At 73.4% G+C, this 15,784-nt stretch carries 13 protein-coding genes; 8 read left to right on the forward strand and 5 right to left on the reverse strand.

Annotated elements, in window-relative coordinates:
* Positions 1–106 precede the first annotated feature (106 nt).
* From ACFWFR_RS10230 to ACFWFR_RS10240, 3 genes are all read right to left on the reverse strand, one after another.
* On the reverse strand, positions 107–2,353 hold the full coding sequence (locus ACFWFR_RS10230) for a peptidase C14 (RefSeq protein WP_377622813.1): 2,247 nt from the start codon (positions 2,351–2,353) through the stop codon (positions 107–109).
* A gap of 62 nt (positions 2,354–2,415) precedes the next feature.
* Positions 2,416–4,692: a peptidase C14 gene (locus ACFWFR_RS10235; protein ID WP_377622815.1), complete on the reverse strand. Its 2,277-nt coding sequence runs from the start codon at positions 4,690–4,692 to the stop codon at positions 2,416–2,418.
* A gap of 500 nt (positions 4,693–5,192) precedes the next feature.
* Positions 5,193–6,272, reverse strand: coding sequence for a GNAT family N-acetyltransferase (locus ACFWFR_RS10240; protein ID WP_377622817.1), 1,080 nt, complete (start codon positions 6,270–6,272; stop codon positions 5,193–5,195).
* Positions 6,273–6,560: 288 nt separating this feature from the next.
* On the opposite strand from ACFWFR_RS10240, the gene ACFWFR_RS10245 reads away from it, so the two are divergent.
* A complete protein-coding gene (locus ACFWFR_RS10245) occupies positions 6,561–7,253 on the forward strand; it encodes an HAD family hydrolase (RefSeq protein ID WP_377622819.1) in 693 nt (230 codons plus the stop codon).
* 210 nt (positions 7,254–7,463) lie between these two features.
* Here ACFWFR_RS10245 and ACFWFR_RS10250 read toward each other — a convergent pair whose 3' ends face one another.
* Both ACFWFR_RS10250 and ACFWFR_RS10255 read right to left on the reverse strand, forming a co-directional pair.
* The gene (locus tag ACFWFR_RS10250) at positions 7,464–8,018 is read right to left on the reverse strand and encodes a hypothetical protein (protein WP_377622821.1); all 555 of its coding nucleotides are present in this window, start codon (positions 8,016–8,018) and stop codon (positions 7,464–7,466) included.
* Between the two features lie 229 nt (positions 8,019–8,247).
* Positions 8,248–8,952 carry a GntR family transcriptional regulator gene (locus tag ACFWFR_RS10255; protein WP_191804432.1) on the reverse strand — a complete coding sequence of 235 codons (705 nt, stop codon included), beginning with the start codon at positions 8,950–8,952 and terminating at the stop codon, positions 8,248–8,250.
* Between the two features lie 219 nt (positions 8,953–9,171).
* Between ACFWFR_RS10255 and ACFWFR_RS10260 the strand changes: the two genes are divergently transcribed.
* From ACFWFR_RS10260 to ACFWFR_RS10290, 7 genes are all read left to right on the forward strand, one after another.
* Complete coding sequence (locus ACFWFR_RS10260) at positions 9,172–10,803, forward strand: hypothetical protein (protein WP_377622823.1); 1,632 nt, start codon at positions 9,172–9,174, stop codon at positions 10,801–10,803.
* Positions 10,800–11,618, forward strand: coding sequence for an SDR family NAD(P)-dependent oxidoreductase (locus tag ACFWFR_RS10265; RefSeq protein ID WP_377622825.1), 819 nt, complete (start codon positions 10,800–10,802; stop codon positions 11,616–11,618). The genes ACFWFR_RS10260 and ACFWFR_RS10265 overlap by 4 nt, the downstream gene beginning before the upstream one ends.
* Positions 11,615–13,012, forward strand: a complete 1,398-nt coding sequence (locus tag ACFWFR_RS10270; RefSeq protein WP_377622827.1) for an enolase C-terminal domain-like protein — start codon at positions 11,615–11,617, stop codon at positions 13,010–13,012. The genes ACFWFR_RS10265 and ACFWFR_RS10270 overlap by 4 nt, the downstream gene beginning before the upstream one ends.
* Entirely contained in the window at positions 13,009–13,932 is a 924-nt protein-coding gene (locus ACFWFR_RS10275; RefSeq protein ID WP_377622829.1) for an SDR family NAD(P)-dependent oxidoreductase, read from the forward strand. The genes ACFWFR_RS10270 and ACFWFR_RS10275 overlap by 4 nt, the downstream gene beginning before the upstream one ends.
* Positions 13,933–14,033: 101 nt before the next feature.
* Positions 14,034–14,366 (forward strand): ArsR/SmtB family transcription factor, encoded by a 333-nt coding sequence (locus ACFWFR_RS10280; protein ID WP_377622831.1) that lies wholly within the window; start codon positions 14,034–14,036, stop codon positions 14,364–14,366.
* On the forward strand, positions 14,363–15,259 hold the full coding sequence (locus ACFWFR_RS10285; protein ID WP_377622833.1) for a cation diffusion facilitator family transporter: 897 nt from the start codon (positions 14,363–14,365) through the stop codon (positions 15,257–15,259). The genes ACFWFR_RS10280 and ACFWFR_RS10285 overlap by 4 nt, the downstream gene beginning before the upstream one ends.
* On the forward strand, positions 15,247–15,744 hold the full coding sequence (locus tag ACFWFR_RS10290; RefSeq protein ID WP_377622835.1) for a DUF1269 domain-containing protein: 498 nt from the start codon (positions 15,247–15,249) through the stop codon (positions 15,742–15,744). The genes ACFWFR_RS10285 and ACFWFR_RS10290 overlap by 13 nt, the downstream gene beginning before the upstream one ends.
* Positions 15,745–15,784 lie beyond the last annotated feature (40 nt).

A 15,784-nucleotide genomic window follows, 5' to 3' on the forward strand; every position in this document is an offset into this window, starting at 1 on the left:
GCGGTCGCCATCTCGCTGATAACGACCGCAACCTCGTGCTCGACCGGTCGCAACCTCGTGTTCGGCGCTGAGGCGTCGGGGCGCCCGGCACCGGCCCGGTCGGGCGTCAGACCATGAGCGTCCCCGTCGTGGAGACCGTCGGGCCGTCCGCGGGCATCGCGACGCGCTGCACGCCGCTCTCCACGTTGCCCGTGTGCAGGAGGTAGGACCCGGCACCGAACGCGCCGTCGGCGAGCTGGAGGCGACCACCCGTGAAGGTGGAGCCCACGGCCGACCATCGATTGATACCTGCGTCTAGCTTCACGTGACCAGTGTCACCCGTCGGGGCGGTGGATCGTGCACCGTCCAGGTTCCAGGTGACCGGCTTGTCCGCCTTCGCCCGGCTCAGGAACGTGCCGCCCGCGGGCGAGCCCTCGAGCCGGGCTCCGTCGCCGACCCGGACGGTCTGCTCCGCGGTCCCCGCCGCGACGACCGCGACGTTGCGCACCACGCCGCCACGGATCGTCAGGTCGCCCGACGCCGTCACGGTGCCCTTGCCCTCGGCGGCCTCGAGCGTGCACTGGTCGAGGACCACGGGACCCGAGCCCGCGAACGACGCACCCTCCAGCCCGTTCAGCGTCGTGCGGACCAGGTGGACGGGGTTGGTGACGTTGGCCTGCGTCACGGGCGTGCCGGGCAGCACCTTGAAGCGCGAGCCCTCGATCACGTTGGGGCGCTTCGAGCGGCTCGACGCCTGCGAGATGATCAGCGTGTCGTCGGCCTGGCAGCCGCGCAGCTGGACGCCGTCGGCGTTGACCCACAGCATGCCCGAGCCCGCGAGGCCCTCCTTGCGGATGACCTGGACGTCCTCGAGCGTCAGGTCGGTGACCTTGACGCGCGCCACGAACCACGAGCACACGTGCTTGCTGACCGTGATGCGCTTGGCCGACGAGCCCCACGCCGCACCCGAGTTCGCGAACGTCATGAGCCCCGAGTTCCCGACGTACGTCAGGTCGTGCTCGTACTGGCCGTGCGTGACGAACGGTCCCTGGTCGTCGCCGTCGCCGTGGCAGTTCTCCACGAGGCCGTACGCCGAGGCCGTCCAGTCGTTGAGGTGGCGGCAGTTCGAGGTGTGGCAGTCGGACACGTGCCCGTACAGGCAGTAGATCTGCTGCGTCAGGTAGCCCGCGCCGCCCCACGTGATCGAGGCCGGGTTGGCGAGCGAGCACCGCGACGTGGTGAAGAACGTCGACCACCGGCGCATGACCAGGGGCCAGAACGTCGCGACGCCGTGCACGTTCTCGACGTCGCAGCTCACCGCGTACTCGAACGCGAGCGGGTGCGAGCCCGTGTACTGGTCGCCGCCCGCGACGCCCACGAACGACAGGTTGCGCACGTGCACCTGCTGCACGGGCTCGACCTTGGTCCACGTGAGGGTGCGGCCGGCGGCGAGCTCCCAGCCGTTGAGGTAGTTGACGCGCACGTGCGTCGCGTCGACGATCTGGGTCACCTGGACCTGGAGCTGCAGCTCGCGCTCCCACCTGCCCGCGAGCGCGTCGACCTCGAGCGCGTACCACTCGCCCACGGCGAACTTCGAGGAGTCGGCGACCTCGAAGTCGTCGCGCAGCTCGGGCATCACGGCAGTGAGCTTGTGGGTGCGGACGTCCTCGGTCACGGTGCCGCGGAAGAACAGGACGGCCGCGAACGGGTCGTCCTGCCCGGCCTTCTCGATGCCCTCGGTCGTCATGGTGCGCCCACCGAAGTCGAGCTCGAGGTGCGAGCGCGTGAACCGGTGGCGGCGCACGAAGTTGAGGTCCGTGTGCGCCTCGATGCGGCTCACGGTCGGGTCGTTCACGAGCGCGTCGAGGGCGTCGTCGGCGGGGGTGTCCTTCCCGAACAGCCCGAACCAGCGGAAGTCGGCGGTGCCCGTGTGGAGCGTGTGCCACCTTCCCTTCCCCTTGGTGTCCTGGGGCGCCAGCACCGTGCCGCCGTTGGCCGCGACGTCGCTCTTGGCGTCGTACCGCACCAGGCGCGCGGCGCCGTCGCCCGGCGTCGCGTGGCCGAGGAGCTGGACGACGGTCCCGTCGTCGATCTTCTTGGCCCTCCAGCCCACGAGCTGGGCGACGGACGCCGCGACCAGGACCTCGTCGTCGGGCTCGTCCTTCTTCATGGGCAGCACGCCCGACGGCGCAGCGGCGGTGGGCGTGGCGGCTGCGGCCGGGTGCGTGCCCATCAGGGCGCCCGCGGCCACGAGGCCGCCGATCCCGGCGACGCGCAGCAGGTTGCGGCGCGAGGGGGCCTCGTCCGCGGGAGCAGAGCTCGGCGTCGTCGCCGGCTCGCCGGGGGTCCGTCCGGACGTGAGGAGGTTCGTCATCTGCAGGTGCCTTTCATCGGGGGTGCTTGCGGAGTGGCGGGGGAGGGGGACGCTCGTGCGGTTCACAGCGCGAGCGAGTCGGTGACGAGGACGCGCTCGCCCTCGGGGAAGCCGGTGCGGTCGACGCCCTGCTCGACGCAGCCGGACTGGAGCACGCGCGTGGTCGGGGCCAGGTCGTACCGGCCGCCGGTGAAGCGCGCACCGACCGCGGTCAGCGCGTCGGTGCCCGAGGTCAGCGCGACGTGCGCGGTGGCCCCGCTCGCGGCGAGCGTCGCGCCGCGCAGGTCCACCTGGACCGTGCCCGGGCCCGCAGCCCGCGAGACCAGGGCGCCCGCCGTCGTCGTGCCGGAGATCCGCGTGCCGCGGACCGTGAGCCTCTGGTCGCGGACCGCGCTGAGCTGGATGCCCGTCCCGGTCAGGGTGCCGCCGCTGATCGTGACGTCGGCCGACCCGACGAGCGCGGGGGCTGCAGGGGTGGCCTCGTCGGTCGAACCGACGAACGTGCAGTCGGTGAAGGTCACCGGCCCTGCGCCGCGCATGATCGTGCCGTCGAAGCCCGTGAAGCTCGTGCGGACGAAGTGGACCGGGTTCGCGACGGGGGTCTGGTGCAGCACGCTGCCGACGGGCAGCGAGAAGTGGCAGTCCTCGATGACGTTGGGCCGCTTCGAGAGGTTCGAACGCTGGGCGACCGCGAAGAACGACGCGGTGCAGCCGCGCATCTGCACGCCGTCGGCGTTGACCGTGAGGCTGCCCTGCTGGTCGAACGTCGAGCGCGCGACCACGTGCACGTCCTCCAGCGTCAGGTCCGTGATCTTGGTGCTGACCGTGAACCACGAGGCCACGTGCTGCTTGACCGTGATGCGCTTGGCGCTGATGCCCCACTGCGCCCCCGAGTTGGCGATGTCCATGAGGCCGCTGTTGCCCTGGAACACCAGGTCGTGCTCGTACTGGCCGTGCGTCGTGAACGGGTTGCCGCCCTGGTCGTCGCCGTCGCCGTGGCAGTTCTCGACGATGCAGTAGGCCGAGGCCGTGAGGTCGTTGAGGTGGCGCGCGTTGTGCGAGCGGCAGTCCGCGACGCGTCCGTAGAGGCAGTAGATCTGCTGCGTGAGGTAGCCCGCGCCGCCGTAGAAGACCGTGGGCGGGTTGGCGACCGAGCAGCGCTCGGTCGCGAAGAACGTGTTCCAGCGGCGCATGATGACGGGCCACCACGTCTTGGAGCCGTGCACGTCCGTGACGTCGCACCGCACCGCGAACTCGTACGCGACGGGGTGCGACCCGCTGTACTCCCGGTCGTCGGGCAGCTCGCCGTTGAGGGGGCCGTCGTAGGGTCCGGCGCCGATGAACGTCATGTTCCGCACGTGGACCTGCTCGACCGGCACGACCTTGCGCCACTCGAGCACGCGGCCCGGGGCGAGCTCCCAGCCGTTGCGGTAGTCGACGCGCACGTGCTGCCCGTCCACGACCTCGGTGACCTGCACGAGCCGCTGGAGCTCGCGCTCGTCGCGTCCGCCGCCCGGCCGGGGGTCGACCTGCACGGTCCACCAGTCGCCGACCGCGAACGCGGTCGAGTCGGCGACCTCGAAGACGTCGCGCTGGTCGGGCATGGTCTCGGCGAGCGTGCGCTGCTGGGTCACGTCCGTGACGGTGCCCTGGAAGAACAGCACGGCGCCGAAGGGGTTGTCGTGCGCGTTGCGCTCGATGCCCTCGGTCGTGACGGTCCGGCCACCGAAGTCGAGCTCGAGGTCGGAGCGCGCGTAGGTGTGCCGGCGCACGAAGTTGAGGTCCGTGTGCGCCTCGATGCGGCTCACGGTCGGGTCGTTCACGAGCGTGTCGAGCGCGTCGTCGGCGCTGCCCGTGGGGGCGTCGGCGCCGAAGATCCCGAACCAGCGGAAGTCGGCCGTGCCGGTGTGGAGCGTGTGCCACCGTCCGGGGCCCAGCCCGGACCCGAGGTCCTCGGGCGCCAGCACGGTGCCTCCGTCGGGGGCCGCGGTGCTCTTCGCGTCGTAGCGGACCAGGCGGGCCGCGCCGTCGCCGGGGGTCGCGTGGCCCAGGAGCTGGACCACTGTGCCGTGCTCGATCTTCTTGGCACGCCAGCCGACGAGCTGGGCGACGGACGTCGCGACGGCGAGCTCGTCGTCGGGCTCGCTGTCCTTGCTCAGGCCCAGCGACGCGGCGAGGGCCGCGGGTGCCGTGCCCGTGGAGAGCGCGAACGCGGTAGCGGCCAGCGCGCCCATGCCCGCGACGCGCAGCAGGCCGCGGCGCGAGGGGGCGGTGGGGTCGGGGTCGAGAGAGAGGTCTGGTGCTGCGGCGCTCTCGCGGGCAGTCAGGGGGGTCTTCACGTGGGTCACCCTTCGGACGGGTCGATGAGACGGGTCCGTTCAGGCGTGGCCGACGTACGGCAACGGGGGAGTGCGGGTGGAGTCCGGCGGGCCGGGGCTGCGGTGACCGGGGACGGGAGTGCGAGAGGACGGTTCAGGCTGTGTGCGGCAGGCCGTGACAGCAGGATGGATGCGCTTCGTTGCGTCCGGATGAATCGGGCATTTCCCGGAGGTTAGGCCGGTGCTATAGCAATGTCAAGAGGTTGGTGACGAGCCGCCAGGTCCGTCGGGCCCTTCCGGGGCGGGGCGGGGCGGGACGCTTCCGGCGGGGTGCCCGCTGCGCCGAGATGCGTCCGACGGGGGTTCGGCGGGGGCTCCGCTGTCCCCTTGGGCGCATCTCGGCGCGCGTCGCTCGGCGCGCGTCGCTCGGCGCGCGTCGGGCGGCAAGGTCGGGCGACATGGTCGGGCGGGACGCTGCCGGCCGCAGCTCGGCGCGCGTCCCCGTCGGGCGCCCGCTCGCGTCACAGGTAGTCGCCGGGCCAGTGGAAGCCGGCAGCCGGGCCGCTGGTCGCCGCGCGCAGGGCGTCGATCTCCGCCGCTTCCCGAAGGACCGGACGCAGCATGCCCGTCGCGTCCGACGTCGTCTCGCGGCCCTCGGTGGCCAGGAGCGCGTCGGCCAGGATCGCCGTCGCCGGGATGCGCGGCAGACGCACCTCGGCGCGGGTCGCTCCGCGCTCGCGGCCCAGGGCGTGGGCTGCCCGTGCGAGCGCCTCGAGCGTCGACGTGTCGTCCGGCCCGACGGCGAGCTCCCGCACGCGCAGCGTCTCGCCCTCGGTCTCCACGACCAGGTAGCCCGCGATCGCGCCGTCGGGGCGTCGGGCCGTGAGGAGCTCGGCCGCCGAGTACCAGAGGGGGATCCGGCGCTGCCAGTGCGCGGCCGTGCGGCGCGTCGTCACGGGGGCGCCGTGGAACGCGTCGTGGAGGGCGGCGAGGTCCTGCCACGGGAGGTCGGCGCTCCAGGCGGGGAACGTGGTGGGGCCGGCCAGGGTTGTGCGCGCCGCCGGCTCGTGGCGGACGGCGACCCGGGCCTGGCCCGGCAGCCCGGCCTGGCCCGGCAGCCCGGCCTGGCCCGACCGCGCAGGGCGAGCGGCGTCGTCGGGCCGGAGGGGGCCCGTGACGACGGGGACCTCGAAGGTCTCCCAGCCGCTCGGGCGGTACACACCAGGGGTGCCCGTGAACAGCAGCGAGGCGTCCATGCCCGCGGCCTCCATGTGCGTGACGGCCTCGGCGAGCGCGAGGCGGACCAGGCCGCGCCCGCGCAGGTCAGGGGCCGAGGCGACGTTCGCGACACCGCCCACGGTGAGCGTGGTGGCTGCTCCACCGGGCCCGGGAAGGCCGACGAGCGTGCGCGGGCTCCAGCAGACCGAGGCGACGACGCGGTCCGGGACGGTACCCGCCCCTGGGAGGGCCGCGACGATCGTGCGGTCGAGCCGGCGCGCGTCGGTCTCGTAGACCGGGACCATGAGCGGGGCGTCGAACGCCGCGGCCCACAGCGTGTACAGCGACGGGACGTCGGCGGGCGTCGCGGTGCGGAATTCCATGGGTCTCCTCGGTGGGCCTGCGGGTGTCGTCGCAGGTGGGGGCGGGTGCGCGTGGCGGTCGGTGCGGGCCCACCGCCGTCGGCTTGACGCTTTGCTATAGCAAGAATAGTCTCGCAACCACGTTCTCGAGTGAACGATGCACGGCAACGAAGCGCGTGCGAGGTCGGGCTGGACCTCGCACGAAGTGTTCAGACCTCGACCGTCCTCCCCTCGCTGCCGAACATGTGGTTACGGTCGTGAATCGCTTGGATTCCGACGCCCACCGCATGTTCGAGGAGCGACAACCACATGCTCGACACCGCTGCGCCCGTCCGGGCGCTCTTCGTCGACCTCGACAACACCCTCGTCGACCGAGCCGGGGCCTTCGCGGCCTGGGCCTCGGCGTTCACGAGCGACCGCGGACTCGGCGCCGACGCCGCCCGGTGGCTCGTCGCGGCCGACGGTGACGGCTACACGCCGCGGGCCGCGCTCGCCGAGCAGATGCGCGCGCGATTCCACCTGCCCGACGACGTCGCCCACCTGGTGGACCGCCTCCTGTTCGAGCATCTCGCGTGGATCGCTCCGTACCCGGGCGTGACTGCGTGCGTCGAGGCCTTCCGTTCCGCGGGGGTCCCCGTCGTCGTCGTGACGAACGGGACGGCGGGCCAGCAGTGGGCCAAGCTCGACCGGACCGGGCTGGTGGACCTCGTGTCGGGGGTCGTGATCTCCGAGGAGGTGGGCGTCGCGAAGCCTGATCGACGGATCTTCGCTGCGGCATCCGCAGTGATCGGGTCGGCGTGTTCAGCCGGGCCGGGTTCCGCGTGGATGGTCGGTGACCACCCGGTCGCCGACGTGCGTGGGGGACGGGACGCGGGCCTGCGGACCGGGTGGGTCGCGCACGGCCGAGCCTGGGCCGAGGACTGGTCGCCGGACGTCGCCCGCGGCTCGACCGTCGAGGTGCTCGGCGCGCTTCTCGAAGCGACTCCTCGAAGCGACTCCTAGGACGCGCCGAGTGTGACGTCCGGGCTGCCGGGACCTGTCTCGCGACAGCTCGAACGGCGCGCTCGACCGACGGGTCCGCCTGCCGTGCCGTCGACGGTCCACTCGTCGCGGTACGCCACTGCCCCCGGCCCCGTCGCCTCCATGGCGGTGCTGATGCCGAGCTCGTTCACGCCCTCCTCCTGAACCCGTCGCGGCCGACGGGCCCCACGGTCACCCCAGATCCGCCAGTATCGCGGCCTCTCGCCGGTGCGCGACGAGGGCGAGCGCGCCGCACCCGATCGCGAGCGCCAGGAGCAAGGGGCCCGTCAGCACAGGGGACAGGACGAGCGCGATGAGGGGGCTCGTCACGACCAGCGCGATCCCCGGGCCCCGGAGCAGCGGGTCCCCCGAACGACGGTCGAGCAGGAGCAGACCGACGCCGAGCACGAAGGCAGGGCCGGCGAACCGGGTCAGCAGCAGACCCCCCGGAAAGCACGCCAGCAGGACGAGCACGAGCAGGACCATGCCGTACCGGTCCTTGCCCTCGGTCGTCCACGCGGGCCCGCGCCTCCTGCGACGCGCGGCGACGAGCCACATCACGAGGTACACGAGCGACGGGACGAGCAGCCCTGGCCAGAACCGCAAGGGTTCGCTCCAGAGGGACACGGCGAGGATGGCGAGCCCTGCGGCCGTCCCCGTGAGCGGGAGGGACGTGGCGCGTCGCTGGGCGCGACGCCTGGCCTCGGTCGCTGCGAGGAGGGAGGTGGCGTCGACGGTGGTCGTCATGGGAGCACTGTGGCGTGACGGGCACCCCCCGTCAACAAGGGCGGACAAGGGGGACGCCCCGCGTCGCGACGGCTCGACGTCGCTACGGCTCGACCGTCGAGGTGCTCGGCGCGCTCCTCGAAGCGCCTCCCGGGACGCGCCTCCTAGGACGCGCCGAGCGTGACGTCCGGGCTGCCGGGACCTGTCTCGCGACCACCCGAACGGCACGCTCGACGACGAGGGCCGTGCGTCAGGAACCCCCGGCCTCCACCGCGGGCGCGTCGGCGACGTCGCCGTCCTCGGTGTGGCTCTCGAGGCGCGCCGCGGCTTCGCCGATGTGCTCGGCCATCACGGCGCGCGCTCGCTCGGGGTCGCCGCTCGCGATCGCGTCGATGATGAGGTTGTGCGTCTCGGCGTGCGCGACGCGGGCCTCGGGGTCCAGCGCTACGTTCGCGGCGCGCAGGAAGCCCGTGATCCGCGAACGGAGCTGCGAGGTGATGGTCATGAGCATGCGGTGGTCGGCGAGCTCCCAGAGCTGTTCGTGGAAGCGACGGTCGAGCTCGAACACGCGCGCCGAGCTCCCGCGCTCGGCCGCGTCGACCATCTGCTGCACGGTCTTGCGCAGGCGCGCCTCCGTCTTGGCGTCCCACTCGGCCTGCACGCGCACGACGACGAACTGCTCCAGGAGGGTGCGCAGGCTCGAGATCTCCTCGAGGTCGCGGCTCGTGAGCGCGGCGACGCGTGCCCCGCGGTGGGGGAGGCGCTCGACCAGCCCCTCCTCGGTCAGCCGGGTGAGTGCCTCGCGGACGGGGATGTGGCTCGTGCCGAGCCGTTCGGCGAGCTTGCGCTCGACGAGTCGTGACCCCGGCGCGAGGTCGCCGCTGAAGATCGCCTCTCGCAGCTCGACGGTCACGCGGTCGGCGACGTTCAGGTCGGGCACGCTCTTGAGCGCCATGGCTTCTCCGTAGTGTTCTGCGGTCCGATCCGGGAGGGTGCCCCGAAGGATAGCGGTCGGCGACCTCTGCCCGGCTCCTCGCCCGTGGGGCGTGCCGGGGCGTGGTCTGCGCGGGGCGCGTCGTCGTGCCACCATCGAAGCGAAGGGCCACCGGACGGCTTGCCCCCTCCCTACATGCTATAGCATTCGAGGGTTCACGCACAGGCTCGAGGAGGATCCATGGTGTCCCTGCACGACCAGGTGAAGGTGCCTGGTTTCCACGGTCTGGCGGGCGTCGCCCGCCGGGACGTGACGCCTCCGGTGGGCATCCGTGCCCGCAACTGGGGCCCGGCCGACTGGAACGCCTCGCAGGGGTCGCACCGTGCGATGACCCTCACGGCGATCGCGCTCGCACAGGAGGCGCCCGGCGCCTCGCCCTCGCACCGCACGCCCGACGGCGCAGCCCGCCCCGTATCAGGAAGCGTGCCCGACGGCGCCGCTCACCCCGGGCGGACCGACGAACCCCTCGTGATGATCACCGTGGACGCCACGTGGTGGCGCCGCGTCGACGACGAGCGCGGCGTGCGAGACGCGGTCCTCGCGGGCCTCGGCCTGCCGCCCGAGCGGCTGCTCATCTCCCTGTCCCACACGCACGCCGGCCCGGTCCTGTGCAGCCACGACGTCGACCTCGAGGGGGGTGAGCTCATCCCCGCCTACCTGGAGCACCTCGCGGCGCAGGCCGTCGACGCGGGCCGCGAGGCCGTGGCCTCGCTCGCGCCCGCGACGCTCGAGTGGACCACGGGGCGCTGCTCGCTCGCAGCGGACCGCGAGCTGGTCCTCGGTGGCGGCGGGTCGCACGGCGAGCCCGTCGCGACGACGCCCGGCACGTCGGCGACGGCCACGTCCGACGCCACTGCCGACGCCACGCAGGGCGCCACCGAGGCTCTCGGCACCCCCGTGATCGGCTTCAACCCGGCGGTCCCGCAGGCGGCGACCGACGACACGGTCGTGATCGGCCGCCTCAGCAGGGTCGTCACCGGGCGGGCCGCGACGCCCCTCGCGACGATCGTCAACTACGCGTGCCACCCCACGACGCTCGCGTGGCAGAACACCCTGGTCTCCCCGGACTACGTGGGTGCGATGCGTGACCTCGTCGAGGAGTCGACCGGCGCGCCCGTCGCGTTCTTCCAGGGCGCCTCGGGCGAGCTGGCCCCCCGCGAGCAGTACACGGGCGACCTCGCGGTCGCCGACCGCCACGGCACCTCGCTCGGGCACGCGGTCCTCGCGGCGCTCGCCGAGCTGCCGCCCCCCGGCACGGCCCTCGAGCTCACGCACGTCGTGCAGTCGGGCGCTCCGTTGGGCATGTGGGAGCCGCGCCCCGTCGAGGGCTCGCGCGTCCTGCGGGCGGTGAGCGACGCCGTCGGGCTGGACCTGCGCGACCTGCCGACCCTCGCGCAGATGGAGGCCGAGTGGGCCGACATCGACCCCCGCAGCCGCGACGAGCGGCTGCGCCGCGCGCGCAACCTGCGCGACGGCTACGTGTCCGGCCCGACCGTCGAGCACCCCACGTGGGTGTGGCAGATCGGCGACGGGTTCCTCGTCGCGCACCCCGGCGAGGCGTACTCGCGCTTCCAGCGCACGGTCCGCGAGCACGCGGGCGACCACCCCGTGGTGGTCGCGAACCTGACCAACGGCCCGGGGTTCGTGTACCTGCCGACCGACCAGGCCTACGAGCGCGGCGCCTACCAGGCGTGGCAGTCGCCGCTCGCGCCCGGGTCGCTCGCGCGGCTCGAGCAGCACGCGAACCACCTCATCGACACCCTGGCGGCGACGACGCCCGTACCAGCGCAGACTTCCACGGAGGACCAGTGAGCATCCCCAGCACCACGACCACGACCGGCACCCCGGCCGACGTCCCGCTCCGCACCGCGATCGTCACGGGCGGTGCGGCCGGCATCGGACGTCAGATCGCCGAGCGGCTCGCGTCCGACGGCTACCGCGTGGTCTGCGCGGACGTCGTCCAGCACGACCTGCCCGCGCTCGACCTCGGAGCCCTGAGCACCGAGCCCGGCCTGGTCTGGACCGCGCTCGACGTGACGGACCACGCGGCCGTGGGGGCGGCGTTCGACGCGGTCGCCGCAGCGACGGGCGGGATCGACGTCCTCGTCAACAACGCCGGGATCCAGCGCCACCGGGGCATCGAGGACCTGAGCTGGGACGAGTGGAAGGCCGTGGTCGACGTCAACCTGCACGGTGTCTTCAACTGCCTGCAGGCCGCGGGTCGTCACATGCTCGACGCCGGTCGCGGCGCGATCGTCAACATCTCGTCGGTCTCGGCGCGCGGTTCCGCCGGTCGCGCCCCCTACTCGACGACCAAGGCGGCCGTGATCGGCCTGACCTCGACCGCGGGCGCCGAGTGGGCCGCGCGCGGGGTGCGGGTCAACGCGGTCGCGCCCGGGTACATCGACACGGGTGTGTTCCGCCAGGGCGTCGCGGCGGGCACGCTCAAGGAGGAGACGATCCTCGCGCGCATCCCCGCGGGCCGCCTCGCCGACGCCTCGGAGATCGCGAACGCCGTGAGCTGGCTCGTGTCCGACCAGTCGCAGTACGTGATCGGCCAGACCATCTACGTCGACGGCGGGTTCATCATCGACTACGGCGTCCCGCTCGCGAAGAAGCCGGAATGACGGGCCGGACCGCGGGCACCGCCGGCGCCGTCCGCATCACGGGCGTCCGCACCTCGACGACCGTCGTGCCCCTGCCGCAGCCCCTCCAGCTCGGGGCCATGACGGTCACCCGCCGCGAGTACGTGGGCGTCCAGGTGCAGGCGGTCCTGCCCGACGGCACCGAGGTCACGGGCGTCTCCTACGCCCTGACGCGCGAGGCGCCCATGGCCGAGATCGTCGAGCGCCTCGTCGCGCCGCACGTCGTGGGCCGTGACCTCCCGGTCGACGACCCGGCCGCTGGGGTGCGTGCCGCGTGGGACGCCGCGCTGCGCGGCTCGGCGATCGTCGGGCGCGTGGGCCTGGTGCGCCGCGCGATCGGCCTGGTCGACGTCGCGCTGTGGGACGTCGCGGGCAAGGTCGCGGGGGTCCCGGTGTGGCGCCTCCTGGAGCGGTCCCTGCCCGACGGCGGCGCTCGGCTCGGGTCGCCGGCTCACGGTGAGCACGGGGCGGCCGGATCTCCCGGCCCGGTCGTGCCCGCGGCCCGCCCGGCGATCCTCGTCGCGGCCTACCCGACCCCCGGTCGCACGGCACGCGACGTCGCCGACGAGGTGCTCGACCGTGCCCGCGAGGGCTGGCCGCTGCTCAAGATCTCCCGTTCGCCCGACCGCGACCTCATGCGCGACCTGCTCGCGATCCTGCGCGCCGAGCTGCCCGGGATCACGGGGCGCCCGACCGAGGCCGGGCGCAGCGGTGTCGTGGTCGACGTCGGCTTCGGCTGGCGTGACGCGGACGACGCGCTCGCGGACCTCGACGCGTGGGGGATCGGTGCTCGGGCGGGGGCGGGAGGACCGCCCGCGCTCGCCTGGCTCGAGGACCCGGTCCTCCCCGAGGACGCCGCGGGTGCCGCCCACGTCCGCGGGGTCACGGGGCTACCGCTCGCGATCGGCGACGAGGTCACGGACCCCGAGGTCTTCGCGCGGCTCGCTGCGCTCGGCGCGCTCGACGTGGCCCGTGTGGACGTGGTCGGGATCGGCGGCATCACCGCCGCCGACCCGTTGGTCCGGTCGTGGCAGGCCGCGGGCCTGGTGACGTCGAGCCACGTGTACCCCGAGGTCAGCGTGCACCTGGGAGGCGCGGCGGGGATCGGGGTCGAGACGTTCGAGCGTTCCCCCCAGGGCAACCCCTACGACCCGGCACCGCTGCTCGTCGAGGGAGGGCCGACGTTCTCGGGCGGCACGGCGCTGCCGCCCGAGGCCCCCGGCCTGGGCTTCACGCTCACGCCCGCGTACTTCACGTTCGAGGCCGAGCCCTCGCTGCCGAGCATGCGGTTGGCGTCCGAAACGGGCCCCGGAACGACGACCACCGCATGCTCGACCGACGACAACCGCATGCTCGACGACCAGGAGGACCGATGACCGACCCGACCGGCACGCCCAGGGCGGGCTCCGCCGTCGGGCACGACGACGAGCGAGGATCGGTTGCCGCCCAGAACCCGACCGGACAAGGCTCCGTGCCAGGACCCGCCGCGGCCCGCAGCGTCGTGGTGACCGGGAGCGGCAAGGGCATCGGCCGCGCGATCGCAGCGCGGCTGACCGCCGACGGGTGGGCCGTGGTCGGGCTCGAGCGGAGCCCTGGTTCGGGGACGGTCGAGGAGGGGATCTGCGCGGCCGTCGTGCTCGCCGACTCACGCGACCGCGAGGCGCACCGCGAGGCCGCGCGCGTCGCGAGGACCCTCGCGCCGCTCGCCGGCTGGGTCAACAACGCGGGCATCACCCAGACCACGCCGCTGCACGCGCTGGGCGACCCGGCGCGGGCCGAGGCGATCGAGCGCACGGCGCGCGACGTCGTCGAGATCAACGGCCTGGGCTACCTCTGGGGCGCCGCGGCGGCGGTCGAGGCGTTCACCGACCAGGTGAGCGGCGGGTCGATCGTCAACGTCGGGTCCATCCACGGGCGCTCCTCGTTCGTCGACCACGCGGCCTACGAGCTGACCAAGGGCGGCATCGATGCCCTCGCGCGCAGCGTCGCGGTCACGTACGGGCGCTACGGCATCCGGGCCAACACGGTCGCTCCGGGCGGGGTCCGCACGCCGCACCTCGACGCGCAGATCGCGAACGCCGCCGACCCTGCGGCCGAGGAGCGCGGGCTCGCCGAGGGCCCGCCGCTGGGACGCATCGCCGAGTCGTCGGAGATCGCGGCCGTCGTCGCGTTCCTGCTGTCGGACGAGTCGTCGTACGTGTCCGGGCAGTCGATCGCGGCCGACGGCGCATGGACCGCGTCGTTCGGCACGCTGCCGCACGACGCGGAGCTCGACGCGCGGTACGGGCTGGGGTGAGGGGCGGTGGCCGTCGCTCCACGAGCCGGCGGCCCCGTCGCCCCGCACCGCCGACCGGTACACCCTTTTCTGGATTCACGATCCCATGTACTGTCCAGTCCATGGAGACCGTCACCCTCACGCACACGGCGGCGCTCGCGCGGCTCGGGCACGCGCTGTCCGACGAGACGCGCACGCGCATCCTGCTGACGCTGCGTGAAGCGCCCGCGTACCCCTCGGAACTGGCCGACGCCCTGGGCGTCTCGCGCCAGGTCATGTCCAACCAGCTCGCGTGCCTGCGCGGGTGCGGTCTCGTCGAGGCGATCCCCGACGGCCGACGCACCTGGTACCGGCTCGCCGACAGCCACCTCGCGCCCGCCCTCGACGACCTGCTGCGGCTCGTCGTCACGGTCGACCCCACGTGCTGCTCGCCCGACGGGTGCACCTGCTCATGACCGGCACGACGACCTCCGCCCGCGAGGTGCGCGGGCAGGGCCTCGCGCCCGCCCGTCGGGCCCTCCTGGAACGCCGGGTGCGCTGGATCGTCACCGCGACCATCGCCTACAACGTGGTCGAGGCGGTCGTCGCGATCACGGCCGGGCGCATCGCGTCCTCGGCGGCGCTCGTGGGCTTCGGCCTCGACTCGGTCGTCGAGGTGCTGTCGGCCGCGGCCGTCGCGTGGCAGTTCGCGGCCCCCGACCCGCACCGGCGCGAGCGCACGGCCATGCGCCTCATCGCGGTGTCGTTCTTCGGCCTCGCGATGTTCGTGAGCGTCGACGCCGTCCGCACCCTGCTCGGGGCCTCGGAGCCCGACCACTCGACCGTCGGGATCGTGCTCGCGGCCGTGAGCCTCGCCGTCATGCCGTTCCTGTCCTGGTTCGAGCGCCGCACGGGGCGCGAGCTCGGCTCGGCCTCGGCCGTGGCCGACTCGCGCCAGACCCTCCTGTGCACGTACCTCTCGGCCGTGCTGCTCGTGGGCCTGCTGCTCAACACGACCCTGGGCTGGACGTGGGCCGACCCGATCGCGGCGCTCGTCATCGCGGCCGTCGCGATCAAGGAGGGCGTCGAGGCCTGGCGCGGTGACGCGTGCTGCACCCCGGTCGCCGGGCTGAACCGCTCGACCACGGCGTCCGACGGCGAGGAGGGCGCGCCGTCGGGCCCGGCCGTGCGTGCCACGGGTGGCGAGACGCCCGACGGCGGCGGCTGCGCCTGCTGCGCCGGCTGGTCGGCCTCCGATGGCGGCGCCGGGCAACCGCACCTACGGTCGAGGAGGACCCGCGCCCGGACCGGGACGGCGTCCTCCCGAGAACCGACGACGACGGAACGAGGCATGTGGTGGCAACGCTGACCGTGTGGAAGTTCGAGACTCCTGAAGGTGCGCAGCAGGCGGAGGACGCGCTGCTCGCGCTGCAGAAGCAGGAGCTCATCCAGGTGCAGGACGCGGCGATCGTGTCGTGGGAAGAGGGCAAGAAGAAGCCCAAGACGCGCCAGTCCAACAACACGACGGGCATCGGCGCGCTGGGGGGTGCGTTCTGGGGCCTGCTGTTCGGGATCATCTTCTTCATCCCGATCATCGGCGTCGCGATCGGCGCGGCCGCCGGGGCGCTCGCGGGCTCGCTGACCGACGTCGGTATCGACGACGACTTCATCGACACCGTGCGGTCCAAGGTCACGCCCGGCACGTCGGCGCTGTTCGTCCTCACGTCCGGGGCCGTCATGGACCGTGTCCACGAGGCGCTCAAGGCGCAGGGCATCCACGGTGAGCTCATCCAGACCAACCTGTCGACCGACGAGGAGGCCAAGCTCCGCGCGGCCTTCGACGACGCGGTCTGACCGCAGGCAAGGAACGACGACGGCCCCGGTCCGCACGGAC

The sequence above is a fragment of the Oerskovia sp. NPDC060287 genome (assembly GCF_042726775.1).
GTDB classification, from domain to species: domain Bacteria; phylum Actinomycetota; class Actinomycetes; order Actinomycetales; family Cellulomonadaceae; genus Oerskovia; species Oerskovia merdavium.